This is a genomic window from Calothrix sp. NIES-3974 (genome assembly GCF_002368395.1).
GTDB lineage: Bacteria > Cyanobacteriota > Cyanobacteriia > Cyanobacteriales > Nostocaceae > NIES-3974.
Genome location: NZ_AP018254.1, coordinates 1602176 through 1620298 on the forward strand (window position 1 = coordinate 1602176; position 18123 = coordinate 1620298).

The window sequence follows — 18123 nt, forward strand, 5'->3', positions numbered from 1 at the left end:
AACTCCAGATTTTGATATTTGGTAAGCCATTAATATAAATGCCAATGATACCGCTATATTTACAGTTAATAAAAATAAATATAATGTCAAGCGAGATACATGGAAACATCTTTTTTCACGGCGGTTTTTTTACCGATTGCCTTAGCGATTATCATGCTGGGAATGGGTTTATCGTTGATTCCAGAGGATTTTGTGCGGGTGGTCAAATATCCGAAAGCGGTAGCGGTGGGGTTAGGGAGTCAATTAGTGCTGTTACCGTTAATTGGATTTGCGATCGCCAAAATAGTTCCGATGCCCAATTTTATCGCTACTGGGTTGGTGATTTTGGCCTTATGTCCAGGGGGTGTTTCCTCGAATCTAATTACTTATTTTGCCAAAGGGGATGTGGCTTTGTCGGTGACACTAACAGCCTTTAGTAGTGCGATTACAGTGGTGACAATCCCTATTTTTGCCAACTTAGCGCTACAACATTTTATCGGTCAAACCGCTTTATCGGTCAAACCGCTGCGATCGCATTACCAATTGGCACGACGATGTTACAAATATTTGTGGTGACATTATTACCAATTGCCTTGGGAATGTTGATTAAGCAACTGTTTCCAGAACTAGCGCGCAGACTGGAAAAAGTCAGTGGAAAAATCGCGATCGCTTTTTTGTTTGTAATTATCACAACCTTAATTATTCGAGAATGGAGCCGTTTACCAGACTTTATTGCTCAAGTAGGAATTGGGGTTGTATTACTGAATACATTGGCAATGGTGGCGGGATTTTATCTAGGAAAGGCATTGAATTTAAGTCTTCCCCAGCAGATTTGTATTGCCATTGAGGTTGGTTTTCAAAACGGAACACTGGCGATCGCAGTGACGGCGGGATTGTTAAATAACCCTGACATGGCAATTCCAGCAGCTATTTATAGTCTTTTTATGTATGTTACCGGTTTTGCCGCCATCCATTACGGACGGAAACAAGCTGATTTACACCTTTCTGGTAACTCGTTTGTAAGTGGTGAGTAGGGAGTACAGACGACCCGTCGGGTCGTCTGTACAGGAAGTAGGGAATAGTGTAGACGCAAAAGCAGTAGTCCAAAATCCAAAATCTAAAATCCAAAATCCCCCGACTGTCACAATTGAGCCGTGCAAAAACCCAAACTGTGGGATTATATTAAATTTGCAGTCTGTAGTCTGAATCCACATTGGGAATCTGCACATGAGTCAAATAGTCTGGATTGCTCGACACGCAAACCGTTTAGATTTTGTCAATCCGGATTGGTTTCAAACAGCCAAACGTCGTTACGATCCACCCTTATCAGAAGATGGCTTTGAACAAGCACAACAACTGGCAAATCATTTAAAATCCGAGAAAATCCATCATATTTTTGCATCACCATTTTTGCGGACAGTACAAACTGCCAATGCGATCGCTGAAGTTTTAAATTTACCCATATACTTAGAAACCGGTTTGAGCGAGTGGTTAAATCCTGATTGGATGGACGAAGAACCCGAACGTCATCCCCTTGACGAGTTGGTCGAACTTTATCCGCGAATTGATGCAAGTTATACACCTCGGATTGCAGCCAAATATCCCGAAACTCGTGAACAGGTGCGAGCTCGTTCGGGACAGACTGCTCGCTGTTTAGTCACAGAATTTGCTCCAGAGAATATTTTATTTGTTGCTCATGGTGCATCAGTTCAGGGTGCAGCAATGGGTTTAGCTGGGGAAGCAGCTGACACGGGTGAAAAAATTCGTTTATGTGCCTTATTTAAGTTAGTACGTAATAGCTGCTTGAAAACTCCAGCCAAACCTACGGAATGGGAAATTGAACTGAAAGGGGATACTTCCCATCTGGATCGAGTGGAAGAAGTAGTACGGTTACATTAAATCTTGATCAATCCAGGTCTAACCCTAACGTCAGTTCTGTTTAAGGCAATTTGATGTTCTTTCCACAAGATACTAGGGGTTGCAGTCAAGGTTAGCATGGTCATTTGAACTGATTCCGAACTCAGATTAACTAATCCAAAATCTAAAATCTAAAATCTAAAATCCCATGACTGTTTTATTAGCTGGAGATATTGGTGGTACAAAAACGATTTTGCGTCTAGTGGACGCATCCCAAATGCCACTGCTAAAAAATATCCATGAACAGGTATATCGTAGTGCCGATTTTGTTGATTTGGTACCGATGGTTCAAGACTTTTTAAGTCAAACTAGTTGCGACCATCCCCAAAAAGCCTGTTTTGGGATTGCAGGTCCAGTTGTGAATAATACTGCCAAACTCACCAATTTGGTGTGGTTTCTAGAAACAGAACGTTTACAAACCGAATTAAACATTCCCCAAGTAACTTTAATTAATGACTTTGCGGCTGTTGGATACGGGATTTTGGGTTTAGAAAGCAGTGATATTCATACTTTGCAAGCAGGAGAACCCAAATTAGATGCACCCATTGCCATTATTGGCGCAGGTACGGGATTAGGACAGGGATTTTTAATTAAACAGGGTGAATATTATTACGTTTATCCTTCCGAGGGGGGTCATGCTGACTTTGCACCCCGGAACGAACTGGAATTCCAACTATTAAAGTACTTGTTAGATAAACATGACATTCAGAGGGTTTCAGTCGAGCGGGTAGTATCTGGACAGGGGATAGTATCGATTTATCAATTTTTACGCGATCGCAAAATTGTCACAGAATCACCAGAAATTGGTCAAGCCATCAGGAATTGGGAACAACAAGCCGGACAATCGGAAAAAAGCATCGATCCAGGTGCAATCATCGGTCAAGCAGCCCTAGCAGGAAGCGATCGCTTGTGTGAAAAGGCAATGCAAATCTTTGTGGAAGCCTATGGAGCCGAAGCGGGGAATTTAGCCCTCAAATTACTTCCCTATGGAGGATTATACATTGCTGGGGGAATTGCGCCAAAAATTTTACCCCTGATGCAAAAAAGCAGCTTTATGATTGCTTTTACCCAAAAAGGACGAATGCGCAGCCTGCTGGAGGAAATACCCGTCCATATGATTTTAAACCAACAGGTAGGGTTAATTGGGGCTGCAATTTGTGCATCTCGACTCTAGTACTGTCAACTTTTTTTTGATGGATGGTGGTGGTGCGGGTATCCTGTCCGCATTTAAATTATAAATAAATATATCCATCATTTACACTCTATTTTGACAAACCACTAGTACCGCGCGGCGTAAATACACCTACCTTTCCCCTCGCTCCCACGCGGAGCATGGTCACTAGATAAAAAGTTAATACTCGGTTTATTTCAGCCAACCTGTACTAGTAGTTTCCATTCTGCTGAGATTTGGTCATAATTAAAGAATTAGTATTAATTTAGGACTTACGCACTGATGACGATAAAACAAGACTTGGGATTGCTTCCTCATATCGCCATGACGTAGCTGTGTCGTGATTGCGTAAGTCCTGTAATTATCAGAACATCGTCAATATTCCTACTATATCTGGTTGAAAATAAAATTAAACAATAGGGTTTATGCACAAACAGATTTTTCGATTGGGTTTATCGCTGCTTTTAGTCTTGTGTGTCACCTTGGGAGCTTGGATTGAACCAGCACATGCTTTGACAGAGGAACAAAAGCTGGTAGCAGAGGTATGGCGAATTGTCAATCGTACCTACCTCGATGATACGTTTAACCATCAAAACTGGGCAGCGATACGCCAGAAAATTCTGGAAAAGCCCCTCAAGAATCAGGAAAGTGCATACGTGGCGATTCAGAAGATGTTAAAGACTCTGGATGACCCCTTTACGCGGTTTTTGAATCCGGAGCAATATCGGAGTCTACAGGTTAATACATCCGGTGAACTAACTGGGGTGGGATTACAAATTGGTTTAAATCCCCAAACAGGTAAACTAGAAGTTGTCGCTCCCATTCACGGTTCACCGGCTGAAAAAGCTGGTATTTTATCCCGCGATCGCATTGTCAAAATTGAAGGTTTTGCCACCGATGAGTTAACCTTAGATGAAGCTGCGGCAAAAATGCGCGGTCCAATTGGTTCGACTGTCACCTTGCGAATCGCACGGGAAGGTGAGGATGAGCGGGATGTACAATTAGTTCGCGATCGCATTGCTGTCAATCCTGTAATTGCTCAGTTGCAACCAGGTCAGGGTGGTAAATCCATCGGTTATATTCGTCTGACCCAATTTAACGCCAATGCACCAATGGAATTAGCCCATGCTATTTCTAATTTAGAGCAACAAGGTGCAGATGCCTATATTCTCGATTTACGCAATAATCCCGGTGGACTTCTCCAAGCGGGGGTGGAAATTGCCCGACTATGGCTAGATTCCGGTACAATTGTCTACACAGTCAACCGTCAGGGAATTCAAGGTAGTTTTGAAGCTTTTGGTCCAGCTTTAACGGATGATCCATTAGTTGTCTTGGTAAATCAAGGTACTGCGAGTGCAAGTGAAATTCTCGCTGGTGCTTTGAAGGAAAACGGACGCGCTCAATTAGTGGGTGAGAAAACCTTTGGTAAGGGTTTAATTCAGTCTTTATTTGAACTTTCCGACGGTTCCGGTTTAGCTGTGACAATCGCGAAATACGAAACACCCCTACACCACGACATCCATAAATTAGGTATCCAACCAGATAAGGAAGTGGGGTCAGGACTGCTAACACGGGAGCAAATCGCAACCGCAGATGACCCCCAATATCAAGCAGCAGTGGAAATGTTGACGAAAAACCGTGTGATGCTGGGTGCGGTTTAGAATACCCCCGAGGAATGACCCGACGTATGTAGAGACGACCCGACGTATGTAGAGACGACCCGTCGGGTCGTCTCTACGCAATATCAATATCGATCAATTTCTGGTAGGCGTTGTCGATAACCCGTTGTGAGCGTAGAAATCCGGTGTTTGCACCTGGACAAATATATTTTAATGTTGTTTCATTAAATTGCTGGCGTAATGCATGTAGGCTATTAATTTGTCGTCGCCAATGAAAGGTTTTGGCTGTTCGTATTGGTAATAGTTGACCGTTTGGGTCAGGGAGAAGATGTCTACCACTAAACAATACTCCGCCCAATTCGCTGTAATATAAACAGGATGAGCCGGGGGTATGTCCGGGTGTCCAAATCACTTTAATTTGAGGGGTTAGAGTTAATTCGGAACCAAAAGTGGTGACTGGGATGTCTGGAAGTAGGTATGCTTCCTGCTCTTGGATGACCACCTCACAGGAAAGTTCCGCCTGTAGTTTAGCAGTTTGAGCGATCGCGCTACGATGGGTAATAAATAAGTACCTTATTCCTCCCTGGGACTGCAAAAAATTGAAAAGATTTACATCTAAAGCTGGACAGTCGATCAAGATATTGCCTTCTTTTCCTACAATAAGGTAAGCTGTCCCTCCAAGTGTGTCCCGATTGGGAGGAAATGCAAAAATCGTATCTAACACCAGCCGTGGTGGCTTTTGTGTATGGGTCGGTTCTGAATTTAAAGGGCACATGGGAGAAACTGAATCGGGTTAGTTAAAATTAAAGTATTGAGGGGCGAGGAAGTTGTGGAGTGGGATTTTAAATTCCCAGGCTAAATGTCAGCGATAAATGTTGTTCGTGTTTTTGTATTTGTGGAGCTTGGCGACAATATTAAGTCCGAACGACATGATTTAAAATTTGTGAAGATAAAATGGAATTTTTGTTTCTCCTGATATTAAGTATATTTACTTATCTGCTGGTGCAGCGAACTGTAGGGCGAGTCACCAAAACCCCTGTTTGGTTATTATGGTTGGTTTTGATGTTGCCGTTGATTTTCTGGACTGTGATGGCCAGTGTGTATCAAACCAATCAGCTACCTCCTCGTGCTTTAGGTGTGATGCTCTGGTCATTAATTATTTGCCCCATTTTGTACTGGTTTTTGTTTCAGTTGGGACGGCGATCACTGTCTGATACACAGGTAGCATCACAGGCGATCGCATCGGGCACTGATGTTAATCCTACCCCAGAAACTTCGCCTCCGGTACGACCTATTAGCGCAGGAGAGGAAACTCAATTACGCAATTGTTTCCCCTGGTCGGTATTTTATTTGCAGGATATTGAGTACCGTCCCCAGGCAATTATTTGTCGCGGACAGTTACGTGGTCAACCCGATGCTGCATATCAACGTATACAGGAGAATGTGAGGGAACAATTTGGCGATCGCTTTGTGGTGATGTTGCAGGAAGATTTAAATGGCAAGCCTTTTTTCGCTTTAGTTCCCAATACCATACTGGCTAAATCCTATGGTGATAGCTCCCAAAAGTTAACAAATATACCTTTGGCTTTGGGTCTATTAGGTATCACCCTAATTACCACAGCTTTTGTGGGGTTAAGATTTGCCAATGTGAGTGCGGAACAACTACAACGGAATCCTGATAATTGGTTATTGGGTTTACCCTACGCCATTTCCCTGATGGTGATTCTTGGTTGCCATGAAATGGGACACTATCTAACGGCAAAACGTTATCGGATTCGTTCCACTCTGCCCTATTTTATTCCCATTCCCTTTTTCCTGGGTACTTTTGGCGCTTTCATTCAAATGCGTAGTCCTTTCCCCAATCGTAAAGCGTTGTTTGATGTCAGCTTTGCTGGACCAATTGTTGGTTTGATAGCCACTTTACCATTTCTGATTTGGGGTTTATCCAATTCGCAAATTGTCACCTTGGGTGATAGATCACCAATTTTTGATTTTAATGCCTTTAATCCCAGAAATTCTCTACTGTTTGCCCTGATTGCCAAATCAGTGTGGGGGAACCAATTAGTCGCGGGTAACGGACTCAATCTCCATCCAGTGGCGATCGCCGGATTACTGGGATTAATTATTACAGCATTAAATTTAATGCCCGTAGGTCAATTGGATGGGGGACACATTATCCACGCTATGTTTGGACAACGTAATGCAATTATTATTGGCCAAATCACGCGATTTTTATTACTTTTACTGTCTTTAGTACAACGGGAGTATTTTATTTGGGCAATTATTCTGTTGTTTTTCCCCCTTTTGGATGAACCTGCACTCAATGATGTCACCGAACTGGATAATCGACGTGATACCTTGGGTTTACTGGCTATGGCGTTATTAATTGCGATTGTTCTACCCCTACCTACTCCTTTAGCGAGATTGTTAAATATTTAAGAGAAGTCAGGTTTTTAGCTGAAGTATTTGCAGAAAAAATATTTGGCAATGCATCTAGAATCTGAGACGCGATATATTTGGCAATACATCTAGAATCTGAGACGCAATATATTGCGTCTCTACGTCGATTCTGCTACCTGCGATCGCGTTTTTGGTGGTACTCCCATGCGAATTTCTGAGGTAAATGCTGTATTCATCACCCTATTTGCATGTTTGAGGGTGCTTACCCGCATCCGCAAGTTATCACTGGCAAACCATAATCTTTCTTCAGAGACGATTTGCTCTGCTGTCAAGGTTAATGTTAAAGCTTGATCTTCACCTAATTTATACTCACCGATTTGGGATTGATTGCTAAATAGGATTTTTCCCGCATTCACTAGATCCAAAGTCGGAACAGCAACCATAATCATGGAGCCAACATTTTTTTGATTGAGTCGGGTTGTATCGTTCCATGTTAGTTTCAACGCCAACAAACCCTGACTTGGTTGGATATTATGGGTTTCACATAAACTCAACACCTCAGCATGAGCACCATCCAAGCGATCAATCACAATTTCTGATTTTGACTCGATGGACTTTTGAGTTGTTAATTCATGTTTGGTTCGGTGAGCAAACCATTTACCTGTACTCAAGTCAAAGAATTTTTCAATATTCATATTTTTAATCAGTCGTTTTTCAAAAATTACCATATTTTTTGGGCAGTAGAGACGACCCGTCGGGTCGTCTCTACAACGTCGGGTCGTCTCTACAACGTCGGGTCGTCTCTACGGGAAATCGGGGAATAGTTTCCCTATTCCTCCACCTGATACCCGGAATCAGCTAGTCGCTGTAGGGAGATGCGAGCGGATTCGGACACGTGGTGATGGCTATCTTTAGCAAGAAATTTCAGTGCAGAGACACTTTTCGGTGTCGGTAAATTACCTAATGCTTCGGCTAATCTTTGTCTGACTAACCAATCCTCCGACTGCGCAAACCTTAAAATTGCGTCCACAGAACTCAAATCGCGAATTTCCCCTAAAGCAGCGATCGCAGCTTGTTGAATTACGACTTCGCTGCTATCTAAGGCACTCAATAGGGCTTCACGGGCACGAGGGTCTTTAATATTACCTAAAGCGACTGCGGCACTAAACCGGACTAACCAGCTTGTATCCTCGTAAAATGCTCGGTTCAAGACTTCAAAGGCACGGTTATCCTCCAAGTATCCTAAAGCACCTGCTGCATCCGCACGAATACTATAATCAGGGTCTGATTCCAGGATATTGACGAGAATCGGATAGGATTCATTGGTTTGCTTGATTCCCAGAGCAAATACTGCCATTGCTCGGATTTGCAGGGATTCGTCGTACAGTACCTTCTTGATTAAAGGTAAAGCATCTTCAGCCGGGACATCTCGCAATGCAGCCAAAGCCACCATGCGATCGCGCAGATTGGGGCTTTCTAGTTGGGTGGAAAGTTCTTCTAAGCTGGGAATTGCCATTCGGTTTTCAGTGCATTTGGAATTCGCATTTTCATATATCTACATCTTAAGTCCTCTGGCGATTTTAGTGGCACTGTTTACCAAGGGAGGAAAGCCGAATATTTAATCAAGTCGTTGGAATATCCCTAAATGCTCTTCCCCTCGACGTTGGGGGATGGAGTTGGTGACGGGTTCAAAACTGAGAATGCGAAAATCGATGGTGAATAGGGTTTGAATTTCTGCTGGTGTAGAACCAAATGGGGGACCACCCGGACGATTGTGGGTAAAGAATAACCCGATTAATTTTCCTTGGGGTTTTAAGATTGATTTCACTACCTTGACATACTCACCCCGTTGTGGGGGTAAAATGGCACAAAAACAAGTATGTTCGACGACGTAATCAAAGTAATTGCTAAATTCTCCGGGTAAATCAAAAATATCACGTTGTTGGAATTGGGCTTGATTTTGATGAGTCTGAGCAAGATGAACTGCTGACTCGATAGCTGTTTCGGCAAAATCAAAGCCAATCACCTCAAAACCAAATTCTGCAAACAACAAAGCATCATAACCACGACCACAACCCAACACCGCAACCTTCCCAGGTGCAGGTCGTTGATCCGATTGCAGCAAACTGGTAAATGGAGGTGCTGCTTGACCGATGTCCCACCCGGTTTTTCCCTCTAAATAGCGTTGATTCCAGTCTTTTGAGTCTAGCATCAAATAATTCGTAATTTGTAATTCATAATTTGTAATGCTTTTTTCCTGGGGAATGGGAGGCTAACGAAATACTCCCTCCATGACAATTACTCACTTCTCAACCTGTTTTCTTTTGTGCCAATTTCATCATGATTTCTGCGTGCATTTCCCTAGTGATTGGGTAAAAGTAGGTTAACACGCAACCAGCGATTAGGAGGATAACTGGAATCGGACCAACAACGGTACGAATTGCTTGCAGGGCTGATTCTGGCTGAACAGGTATGGTGGGACTTCCGGGGATTCTTTCCTGGAATCCAGATGCTTCTAGGACTAAACCGACTAGAAATAAACCGAAGGCTAAACCAAATTTTTGTAACAGTACCATAAATCCGTAAAAAATGCCCTCCCTTCGTTGTCCGGTTTGCAACTCATCTAATTCAATTATGTCAGGCATCATTGACCAGGGTACTAAATAGGCTGTGGATACACCTGCACCGGCTAATACGGCTAATACATACATGAAACCAATTTGTCCTGGTCGTAAAAAATATAACCCAACTGCGGCAATCATCCACAGCATCATCCCTAGAAAATAAACGATTTTTTTGCCAACTTTTTGACTGAAAATTCCCCAGATAAATAACATGCATAGGGCTGTTCCCTGTACCCCAATTAGTACCGTTGGGACATCGGCTTCCCGTAGTTCCATGCAGTTGACGATAAAATAGGGTAGGATACTGGCGGTAATTTGTAATGCTAACCAGGAAAATAGGTAAATACCAATCACAAATAAAAAAGGACGATTGCGAAAGGCGATTTTAAATTGATCGATGATGGGAATTTCCGCCGTTGTATCATGATTTTGGGTGCGTTGAGCTTCAAAAGCCAAAATGCGATCGCGGGTTCCATACACGCACCAAAGTAGGGAGAGGGTGGCAATTATTCCACACACCACCGCTAAAATAACATACTGGGATTGGCGATTGGCAATTAGGCTGAAAATTACCTGTGCCAATATCAGGGAAACAATGCTACCACCAATGGAAAAGGCAAACCGAAAGCTATTTAAGCTAGTACGCTCGTCATAATCCTGGGTCAATTCCGGTGTCATCGCTGTATAGGGTAAATTGACAACGGTATAAAATACCTGGGAAATCAATCCAATCACAATATAGTACATAAATAAACCCCAAATATTGATCTTGGGATTGGTACTAAATTGCGGTACAATCCATTGCAATACGAATGTAATTCCAAAGGGAACTGCTCCATACAACAACCACGGTAAACGTCGTCCCCATCGTTTTGATTGGGTTCTATCCGTAAGTACACCCACCATTGGATCATTGACCGCATCCCAAATTTTCCCCACCATCAAAATGCTACCAGCTAAAGCCGGAGGGATTCCCGCCACATTGGTAAAAAAAACCATTAAAAAGAAACTGGAAATATTCGCAGTCATGGCTGGTCCTAAATCCCCTGCACCATAGGCTAACTTTAACCAAAAACTGAGTTTATCCCTTGTGTTGACACCCTGTTGATGAATATCTGATGGTAAATCATTCATACTACTTCAAGCTCAGATACAATAATAACTTTGGTACTCACGCTTACTACCCATCAAACAATCCGCTATGGCAGACCTATACGTTTCTTGGTCAGATTATCATCAAAAAATTGAAAAGTTGGCCGCTCGGATTTACGCATCTGGGTGGCAATTCAACCAAATTGTCTGTCTTGCACGGGGGGGACTGCGGATTGGCGATATTCTCTCGCGTATTTACCACCAGCCCTTGGCAATTCTCGCTACATCATCTTACAGTGGTGCAGGCAAGCAAGAAAGAGGTAATTTAAAATTCGCCAAACATCTGACCATGACATCGACTCATCTCGGCTCAAAAATTCTCCTAGTAGATGATTTAGTCGATTCTGGTATCACTCTCCAAGAAACCATCCCCTGGTTACATCAGTATAGCGAATCCCCGATTGAAGATATTCGTTCTGCTGTTATTTGGTATAAATCTTGTTCCGTAATTGAACCAGATTACTATGTGGATTATTTACATGATAATCCGTGGATTCATCAACCTTTTGAACCCTATGAAATGACTAATCCGGCCGATTTAGCCGCCAAATACGCCCTGGATGACAATTTAGAAATGGCGCGATCGCAGTACGAAGTCAGCCGTAATTACTGATAATACTAGGTACTGCCCTACCGTCATTTTTTTGCACAGTACATGAGAATTGTTCTGCCAAAGATTAAGTCTTGTAACGAAAATGATGGCAACATGATGTCAACACGTAGAGACGCGATACATCGCGTCTCTGATAAATACATCGCGTCTCTATAAGAGGTTTTAAACATCCAACACATCAATTTCATAGGTCAAATCATTCCCCCATGTAGTTTAGACACAATATCCTGTAGAGACGACCCAACGATTCCTCTCTACCCCTGATGGCATTACGCAACAGAATCCCAGACAAATACACCTGTATTGTTTTATATTCATTTATCCCCAGCAAACCCCGAAATATTACAGATTATTACTTTCTTTCTCATAGAGAAGACGACGGCCCCCCCCTTCGCCTATGTTTTCTAACATGGGTTACTTGAAAACAGTTTCAAGAACTCAGTGAAAAATATCCGCCATTTGTTTTTGTGAATACTCAAGGAGATAAAAATGCTTGACGCATTTTCCAGAGCTGTAATCACAGCAGACACCAAAACCTCTTGCATCGGTGGTTCTGAGTTGGCTGCACTCAAGAGCTTCGTTGCTGAAGGTAACAAACGCTTGGATGCTGTGAACTGCGTAGCTAGTAATGCTAGCTGTATCGTTTCCGACTCTGTTTCGGGAATGATTTGCGAAAACCAAGGTTTAGTACAAGCTGGTGGTAACTGCTACCCCACCCGTCGCATGGCTGCTTGTTTGCGTGATGGTGAAATCATCCTCCGCTACGTTTGCTACGCTCTGTTAGCTGGTGATGCATCAGTATTGGATGACCGTTGTTTGAACGGGTTAAAAGAAACCTACACCGCTTTGGGTGTACCAGGAACCTCTGCTGTGCGTGCAGTTCAAATCATGAAAGCTTGTGCAGTTGCTCACATCAACAACACCGCTACCAAGCGGAAAATGGATACACCTCAAGGTGACTGCTCTGCTCTTGCGGCTGAATGTGCCAGCTACTTTGACCGTGTAATTGCGGCTTTAAGCTAGTTGATTTGTAACTATCCACAAGACGAAGTGTGTTGACAGAATTACTTCCTGTTTACACCTTGTAGCTGACTGAAATTGAAATCCCTTTCAAATATCGATTCTGGAGATATCAGAAAATGAAATCCGTTATCACCACTGTAGTAGCAGCCGCAGATGCTGCTGGTCGTTTTCCTAGCACCTCTGATTTAGAATCAGTACAAGGTTCGATCCAACGTGCAAATGCTCGTTTAGAAGCAGCAGAAAAACTTGCCAATGGTATTGATGCTGTTGCAAAAGAAGCTTTTGATGCTTGCTTTAAGAAATATTCCTACTTAAATAACGAAGGGGAAGCTGGCGAAAACCAAGCGAAAAAAGACAAATGCTTGCGTGATTTCAAACACTACCTACGTTTGATTCAATACTGCTTAATTGTTGGTGGTACTGGTCCATTGGATGAGTGGGGAATTGCTGGTGCGCGGGAAGTGTACCGGAGTTTAAATCTTCCTACCGCTCCCTACGTAGCTGGTTTACAATTTACCCGCGATCGCGCTTGCGCTCCTCGTGATATGTCTCCCCAAGCGCTGCTGGAGTTCCGCGCTCTCCTCGACTACGCAATTAACTCCCTTTCCTAGTTAGTTGTTGCGGTAGTTATAAAATCTTGTAGTTATGTAGTTTGACTAGATAATTACATTTGCTAAGGGGATGGTGCTGATTGTTGAATTGAAGTTTTGAGTTTAACGGTCGGTACGATCCACTTAGCTTCCAGATTGGTGGTCATGTTATTGGTACATCTTATCATTGGCTTTTCATCCTTGTCGGTTGTAAAGGATGGAAATTTTTTTGTTTTTGAGAATTGCTGATTCAGCCAAATCACAACAAATCGATACATTAGTCGCTGGTGGACAAAAGGGAAATTATCCAGCTAATCAGTGTGTAGATTTATTGCACTGTTTACTAGCAGCGAGAATGTTTACAGAAGCAGGGAAACTCGATGATTTGTTAACCTGGGAAGAAGATAAGCTGTTAGCATCTGTTTGATTTAATAATCGACTTATATTCTATTCATTCATATTTCGATAGGTTGCAACCGCAGAGGGAGAAACACGGTTGAGATAGCGGAAAATCCAGTATTTAAAAATAGTATCTAAAATCACTGGGAAAGTGGCAATAAACAAGAAAATAAATTCATGATTAGCAGGTAATCCCCAGTGTCGGGAAATTCCTTCGAGGATTACTTCCCAACCGTGGGGAGAGTGGAAACCGACGAAAATATCGGTAAACAGAATAATAATAAATGCTTTCGCGCTGTCACTGAGTCCGTAGACTACGTGGTCAAAAAAGTCTTTGAGAACAGCTATTTGTGGTTGACTTGATAATAGGAAAATTACTAAGGCAATCATTGAACAAATATCTGCAAATACGTTTTTGATTGCATTAGAACTTTCACGACTAAATGCATAGGCGATTTCCTTGGCTTTGGCTTGCAGTTTTTCTTCCCTTTCGCTTTCCGATAGGACTGGTGCATTACCAATCATCGCTTGGAAACGGAGATGTTCTTCATACTGGGCTAATTCTGCAAATGCTTTTTCCTCCATTTCGTTATTGATAAATGCATTACTGGTTGTAACTGGATGGAAATAATTGACGATTGGACCGATGACAAATGCTTTCGATAACTGATGGGTTAACACCGGAATAATAATTAACAGCAGGATAAATCTAACGGAAATAATAGTTCTACGTTGAGCTTTGCGAAAGTTTTGTAAAACATCTTTTTCCGCATCCGGATCGAGTTCAACTTGAATCCGTGACACTGTGCTTAAAATAGAACGGGGAAGAATTCCGGTTGTATTGGCTTTACTGCGATTTTCACCACCTTTATTGCGTCTAGCTAGATACTGTAAGCTTTTAGACTGATTTGGTATGGGACTTTCATCTGTTTGAGGATTTGATGATACAATGTTACTAGATGGTTGGGGTGAATTTGTGGGAATGGAAACGGATGCGAGATTATCATCGTAGTTTATATATTTACCGATGACGGAATCGATAAACTGTAACTTTTCTAGAATCACTGTAGAACTTAGCAGAGTAACTCCATACTTTGGTGCGCGATTATAGTCTGATTCCCGCAAAAAAGTGCGACTAGAATTAAACTCAGTCAACCGCATTCTGACTATTTTTAATTGTTTATTTAATTCGGTTGTAAAATAATTATCTAAACTACTATATTGGGATGAATAAGTTGTGATGATACCACCATTAAAGTATTCTTCTTCTATCTTTTTAATGGAGAGAGCAGCTTGATAAGCTGTTTCCAAAGAACGTTCTGGTGTACGCAAATACCATTTGTATAATAAAACCAGATAATTATAAGTACGTTGCCACAGACTTAGGTTACTCATTACAGCCAACAAATTTTGGATTTGGATACTGGGGTTTTGGATGCGGATATTATTGGTATCCGATTTGCATCGGCATTGGGAGCAAATCCCTAAAACTTTTAGGGAGTAGGGATTTGTAGGTAGGAAGTGTAAGGGAAATTCATGGATGACTCAAGTCTCATCACTTACTTCTGGGACTTACCCCGCATTTCTCACAAAACCCTAAAACTCATGGGGATAGTCCGTAGAAGGAAAATCAATCCGTTACTCAAGGCTTACAACTTACTCGTGAGAAATCCAGGTTACGCACTGGTGACGATCAAACAAGACTTTGAGATTGCCACTTTGCAAGAAGTCGCTTCGCGTCTACCTTTGGTCGCAATGACGTAATTGCGTAGTGATTGCGTAAGTCCTGACTTCCTGAAAATACAGTTTGAATCTTGTAATGACTTGCGTCGGTAGGGAACAAGATATCAGAAACAGAGTTGTACTTAGTTTTTGCTTTTTTGAAAAAAAATATGATTCCTATATTGAGAAATTATTTGTTAACTATCCAACATAATTAGGTGTTTTTCTCCATCAAAAATACGTACTGGTTATCCTAACAAATTATTGAGGAGTTGATTTGTGATTGCTAATTCGCTGTGGATTACAGGTCCAAGTCGCAGTGGAAAAACTACCCGATTGGTGGAAATAATTTGCGACTGGACAAATAAATATTCTCGACACCGTGAACCATTATATTCAAGTAATTATGGTCATCAAGGTAATTTATATGCCAATGAAAAGGGAATATTGGTGCTAGCAGCGAATGATGACAATCGTCGGGTGTTAGCAGATAGAATTGCGATCGCTACCCAAGGTCGATTCCCAATCCGGGTGAAAACGGCTTTGGGTTTTTTTCAGGATGAGGTGATTTTGTTTTGGCCTTTATTATTGCAGGAGTTGCACCTCAAGGGACAATTTCCGGTGAGGTTGCGACCGGAGACAGAACAGGAACTCGCAACGAAATTATGGCGGACACACTTGAATGAAACCATGATTCGTGAAGTTGGGGTAAATGAATATCGCTTGGTACGACGTATTCTAGATATTTTACAGCTGGCTGCTTTAGCTGGAGTAGAATCCGAGCAAATTGGTGAGATTATGGAGCAAGCTCTTCCCAGGGAGGGAACGGTTAAATTTATCCCACCGGAATTATTGTCAACATTGCTCCAGGATTGGCAAAATTGGTGTTTACAACGGGGTTTTTTGACCTACGGGATTATTTGCGGTTTGTATCGACATCACCTTTTACCCCACCCCGAATATCAACAACGGCTACTGCAAAGGTACCAGGGATTGGTAGCCGATGATGTGGGAGATTATCCCGCGATCGCCCGTTCCCTATTTACAGCATTTTTACAAACTGGTAAACCCAGTATATTTACATATAACCCCGATTCTAATATTCGCTGGGGATTGGGAGCAGACCCCGATTACCTGGAAGAACTAGCAGCCGACTGTCAAGTTGAAATCCTCACCCCACAACCATTTTCCTCCCTCAGCCCACCACTGACCTCCTCCATCCTAGAACTCCTCAGTGATGGTATGACCCTATCCACCCTACCAGACAACATCCAATCAATTCAAACCACATCCAGGTCACAATTATTACGGGAAACCGCCGAACACATCATCCACCACATCAAATCCGGAGCGATCGCACCCGTGGAAATCGCCATTATCGCCCCCGGTTTAGATGCGATCGCCCGTTATACCCTGATGGAAATTCTCGCCAAACAAAACATCCCCGTTCAACCCATCAACGACCAACGTCCCCTGATAGCCAATCCCACCATCCGGGGATTACTCACCCTCCTAGCTCTGGTATACCCCGGTTTAGGTAGGTTAATTGACCGCGATGCCGTGGCGGAAATGTTAGTAGTTTTAAGTAATGTATCGAAAGATATTGTTGATTCCGAAATTGCCGATACATCCGAACCCAAGCCCAAACCGGGAATAGACCCAGTTCGAGCCGGACTCATCGCCGACAACTGCTTCCAACCCCATCCCGACACCCCCCGGTTATTACCAATTACCAGTTTCGAGCGTTGGGATAGACTAGGATATGCCGCCACCACCACCTATAATGCCATCCTGGCATGGATTGACAACCAACGGCAACAATACGCCCATAAAACCCTCCTCAATCCCATATTCCTACTCGATCGAGCCATACAAGATTTTCTCTGGAATGGTAGCAACCTACCCTACCAACAATTAGCCGCACTGCGAGAACTCCTGGAAACTGCCCAACACTACTGGGAAATTGATACCCGCCTGCGTCAGTATTCACCCAGCGAGAACATCCGCAACGACTCCACCCTTAGCGAATTTATCCAACTCCTGCGACGAGGGACAATCACCGCTAACCCCTACCCAGTCAACCCCATCGGACGCAACGCCAAAGCCATTACCTTAGCAAGTATATTTCAATACCGTTCCCAGCGTCGCGTCCATCGCTGGCACTATTGGTTAGATGTCGGCTCCCCCCTCTGGGCAAAAGGAGGAGCAGCCACCCTATTCGGCGCACCTTTCTTCCTGCAACACCGTCTGGGAAACCCTTGGACAACAGAAGACGAAGCCCGTACCGAAAGTTTACGGGTACAAACAATTATCACCGATTTACTAGCCCGTGTTCAAGAGCGTGTATATTTATGCCACAGTGAACTTGCCGTCAATGGACAGGAACAACTAGGTCCTTTGAGTCCCTTGGTACACGCTTGTATTGGTTCCACAATTGGATTTGAATCCTAGAGATTGGAGGTTTAAAAAGGATATCTAAGAGACGCGACATGTCGCGTCTATGTCGCGTCTATGTCGCGTCTGTTTTAACCCAAGGAAGCTGACAAGATATAGAGACCCAATATGTCGCGTCTTTACTAGCAAGCCCTGATAAGTTATGGTGTAGGCATGTAGATACTTTGTATATACTTATCTCTTCAAAACGCAGATGACAACGACTTTTTAGACACAAACAGATTCAAGGGGTAATTCTTGTCGATCAAATCAACTGCTTGGATTGGAAAGCCCGTGGTGTTAAGTTTGTTGAGTCGGTAGCAGAAAGTATTTTAGAGGAAGTTCAAGCAAAGATCGAGCCATTAATCCTAATAGTCATCTGATGCACAACGTTTAAATTTTCGGCGTTGCTGAATTTGGGTATGAATTATGATTATTTAAATTTTGTATTGAAACCACAATCCTCGTAGAGACGTAGCGA

At 42.8% G+C, this 18123-nt stretch carries 19 protein-coding genes; 13 read left to right on the top strand and 6 right to left on the bottom strand.

All coding sequences use genetic code 11. The annotated features are described in order from the left end of the window. The first annotated feature begins 99 nt into the window (after positions 1-99). The 5 genes from CDC37_RS25715 to ctpA all read left to right on the top strand — a co-directional run bounded on the left by CDC37_RS25715 (position 100) and on the right by ctpA (position 4728). Positions 100-555 carry a bile acid:sodium symporter family protein gene (locus CDC37_RS25715; protein ID WP_442861065.1) on the top strand — a complete coding sequence of 152 codons (456 nt, stop codon included), beginning with the start codon at positions 100-102 and terminating at the stop codon, positions 553-555. Further along, entirely contained in the window at positions 534-1013 is a 480-nt protein-coding gene (locus CDC37_RS25720) for a bile acid:sodium symporter family protein (protein WP_442861066.1), read from the top strand. Before CDC37_RS25715 ends, CDC37_RS25720 begins: the two co-directional genes overlap by 22 nt. A gap of 193 nt (positions 1014-1206) precedes the next feature. Beyond that, positions 1207-1878 (top strand): histidine phosphatase family protein, encoded by a 672-nt coding sequence (locus CDC37_RS06245; RefSeq protein ID WP_096620982.1) that lies wholly within the window; start codon positions 1207-1209, stop codon positions 1876-1878. A 166-nt stretch (positions 1879-2044) separates the two neighbouring features. Then, positions 2045-3070, top strand: coding sequence for a glucokinase (locus tag CDC37_RS06250; RefSeq protein WP_096620983.1), 1026 nt, complete (start codon positions 2045-2047; stop codon positions 3068-3070). A 413-nt stretch (positions 3071-3483) separates the two neighbouring features. Further along, entirely contained in the window at positions 3484-4728 is a 1245-nt protein-coding gene (gene ctpA, locus CDC37_RS06255) for a carboxyl-terminal processing protease CtpA (protein WP_096620984.1), read from the top strand. 73 nt (positions 4729-4801) lie between these two features. Here ctpA and CDC37_RS06260 read toward each other — a convergent pair whose 3' ends face one another. Next, positions 4802-5461, bottom strand: coding sequence for an MBL fold metallo-hydrolase (locus CDC37_RS06260; RefSeq protein ID WP_096620985.1), 660 nt, complete (start codon positions 5459-5461; stop codon positions 4802-4804). Between the two features lie 179 nt (positions 5462-5640). On the opposite strand from CDC37_RS06260, the gene CDC37_RS06265 reads away from it, so the two are divergent. Continuing rightward, positions 5641-7125 carry a site-2 protease family protein gene (locus CDC37_RS06265; protein ID WP_096620986.1) on the top strand — a complete coding sequence of 495 codons (1485 nt, stop codon included), beginning with the start codon at positions 5641-5643 and terminating at the stop codon, positions 7123-7125. Positions 7126-7244: 119 nt separating this feature from the next. On the opposite strand, the gene CDC37_RS06270 is transcribed toward CDC37_RS06265, so the two are convergent. The 4 genes from CDC37_RS06270 to CDC37_RS06285 form a co-directional block, all read right to left on the bottom strand. Further along, positions 7245-7781: a phycobiliprotein lyase gene (locus tag CDC37_RS06270; RefSeq protein ID WP_096625960.1), complete on the bottom strand. Its 537-nt coding sequence runs from the start codon at positions 7779-7781 to the stop codon at positions 7245-7247. Positions 7782-7915: 134 nt separating this feature from the next. After that, positions 7916-8602: a HEAT repeat domain-containing protein gene (locus CDC37_RS06275; RefSeq protein ID WP_096620987.1), complete on the bottom strand. Its 687-nt coding sequence runs from the start codon at positions 8600-8602 to the stop codon at positions 7916-7918. Between the two features lie 102 nt (positions 8603-8704). Beyond that, a complete protein-coding gene (locus CDC37_RS06280) occupies positions 8705-9298 on the bottom strand; it encodes a methyltransferase domain-containing protein (protein ID WP_096620988.1) in 594 nt (197 codons plus the stop codon). A gap of 97 nt (positions 9299-9395) precedes the next feature. Then, a complete protein-coding gene (locus CDC37_RS06285) occupies positions 9396-10844 on the bottom strand; it encodes an MFS transporter (RefSeq protein WP_096620989.1) in 1449 nt (482 codons plus the stop codon). A 67-nt stretch (positions 10845-10911) separates the two neighbouring features. Between CDC37_RS06285 and CDC37_RS06290 the strand changes: the two genes are divergently transcribed. From CDC37_RS06290 to CDC37_RS06305, 4 genes are all read left to right on the top strand, one after another. After that, on the top strand, positions 10912-11475 hold the full coding sequence (locus tag CDC37_RS06290) for a phosphoribosyltransferase (RefSeq protein WP_096620990.1): 564 nt from the start codon (positions 10912-10914) through the stop codon (positions 11473-11475). Between the two features lie 489 nt (positions 11476-11964). Beyond that, positions 11965-12498, top strand: coding sequence for a bleomycin hydrolase (locus tag CDC37_RS06295; RefSeq protein ID WP_096620991.1), 534 nt, complete (start codon positions 11965-11967; stop codon positions 12496-12498). 116 nt (positions 12499-12614) lie between these two features. Then, on the top strand, positions 12615-13109 hold the full coding sequence (locus tag CDC37_RS06300; protein WP_096620992.1) for a bleomycin hydrolase: 495 nt from the start codon (positions 12615-12617) through the stop codon (positions 13107-13109). Between the two features lie 196 nt (positions 13110-13305). Then, positions 13306-13515: an Imm1 family immunity protein gene (locus CDC37_RS06305; RefSeq protein ID WP_096620993.1), complete on the top strand. Its 210-nt coding sequence runs from the start codon at positions 13306-13308 to the stop codon at positions 13513-13515. 20 nt (positions 13516-13535) lie between these two features. Here the strand turns inward: CDC37_RS06305 and CDC37_RS06310 are convergent, their stop codons facing one another. Continuing rightward, positions 13536-14882, bottom strand: a complete 1347-nt coding sequence (locus CDC37_RS06310; RefSeq protein ID WP_096620994.1) for a proton extrusion protein PcxA — start codon at positions 14880-14882, stop codon at positions 13536-13538. Positions 14883-15023: 141 nt separating this feature from the next. Here CDC37_RS06310 and CDC37_RS06315 point away from each other — a divergent pair, with 141 nt between their 5' ends. The 3 genes from CDC37_RS06315 (at position 15024) to CDC37_RS25135 (ending at position 18025) form a co-directional block, all read left to right on the top strand. Next, positions 15024-15251, top strand: coding sequence for a hypothetical protein (locus tag CDC37_RS06315; RefSeq protein ID WP_096620995.1), 228 nt, complete (start codon positions 15024-15026; stop codon positions 15249-15251). Positions 15252-15488: 237 nt separating this feature from the next. After that, a complete protein-coding gene (locus CDC37_RS06320; protein WP_096620996.1) occupies positions 15489-17660 on the top strand; it encodes a hypothetical protein in 2172 nt (723 codons plus the stop codon). A 224-nt stretch (positions 17661-17884) separates the two neighbouring features. Beyond that, on the top strand, positions 17885-18025 hold the full coding sequence (locus tag CDC37_RS25135) for a hypothetical protein (RefSeq protein ID WP_330220844.1): 141 nt from the start codon (positions 17885-17887) through the stop codon (positions 18023-18025). Positions 18026-18123 lie beyond the last annotated feature (98 nt).

Bases quoted from the DNA above. Each gene is read 5' to 3' on its own strand.
- CDC37_RS06245 (WP_096620982.1), top strand. From the start codon at position 1,207: ATGAGTCAAATAGTCTGGATTGCTCGACACGCAAACCGTTTAGATTTT.
- CDC37_RS06305 (WP_096620993.1), top strand. From the start codon at position 13,306: ATGGAAATTTTTTTGTTTTTGAGAATTGCTGATTCAGCCAAATCACAA.
- CDC37_RS25715 (WP_442861065.1), top strand. From the start codon at position 100: ATGGAAACATCTTTTTTCACGGCGGTTTTTTTACCGATTGCCTTAGCG.
- CDC37_RS06270 (WP_096625960.1), bottom strand. From the start codon at position 7,781: ATGAATATTGAAAAATTCTTTGACTTGAGTACAGGTAAATGGTTTGCT.
- CDC37_RS06290 (WP_096620990.1), top strand. From the start codon at position 10,912: ATGGCAGACCTATACGTTTCTTGGTCAGATTATCATCAAAAAATTGAA.
- CDC37_RS06250 (WP_096620983.1), top strand. From the start codon at position 2,045: ATGACTGTTTTATTAGCTGGAGATATTGGTGGTACAAAAACGATTTTG.
- CDC37_RS06295 (WP_096620991.1), top strand. From the start codon at position 11,965: ATGCTTGACGCATTTTCCAGAGCTGTAATCACAGCAGACACCAAAACC.
- CDC37_RS06280 (WP_096620988.1), bottom strand. From the start codon at position 9,298: ATGCTAGACTCAAAAGACTGGAATCAACGCTATTTAGAGGGAAAAACC.
- CDC37_RS06315 (WP_096620995.1), top strand. From the start codon at position 15,024: ATGGATGACTCAAGTCTCATCACTTACTTCTGGGACTTACCCCGCATT.
- CDC37_RS06285 (WP_096620989.1), bottom strand. From the start codon at position 10,844: ATGAATGATTTACCATCAGATATTCATCAACAGGGTGTCAACACAAGG.
- CDC37_RS06260 (WP_096620985.1), bottom strand. From the start codon at position 5,461: ATGTGCCCTTTAAATTCAGAACCGACCCATACACAAAAGCCACCACGG.
- CDC37_RS06275 (WP_096620987.1), bottom strand. From the start codon at position 8,602: ATGGCAATTCCCAGCTTAGAAGAACTTTCCACCCAACTAGAAAGCCCC.
- CDC37_RS06265 (WP_096620986.1), top strand. From the start codon at position 5,641: ATGGAATTTTTGTTTCTCCTGATATTAAGTATATTTACTTATCTGCTG.
- CDC37_RS25720 (WP_442861066.1), top strand. From the start codon at position 534: ATGTTACAAATATTTGTGGTGACATTATTACCAATTGCCTTGGGAATG.
- CDC37_RS06310 (WP_096620994.1), bottom strand. From the start codon at position 14,882: ATGAGTAACCTAAGTCTGTGGCAACGTACTTATAATTATCTGGTTTTA.
- CDC37_RS06300 (WP_096620992.1), top strand. From the start codon at position 12,615: ATGAAATCCGTTATCACCACTGTAGTAGCAGCCGCAGATGCTGCTGGT.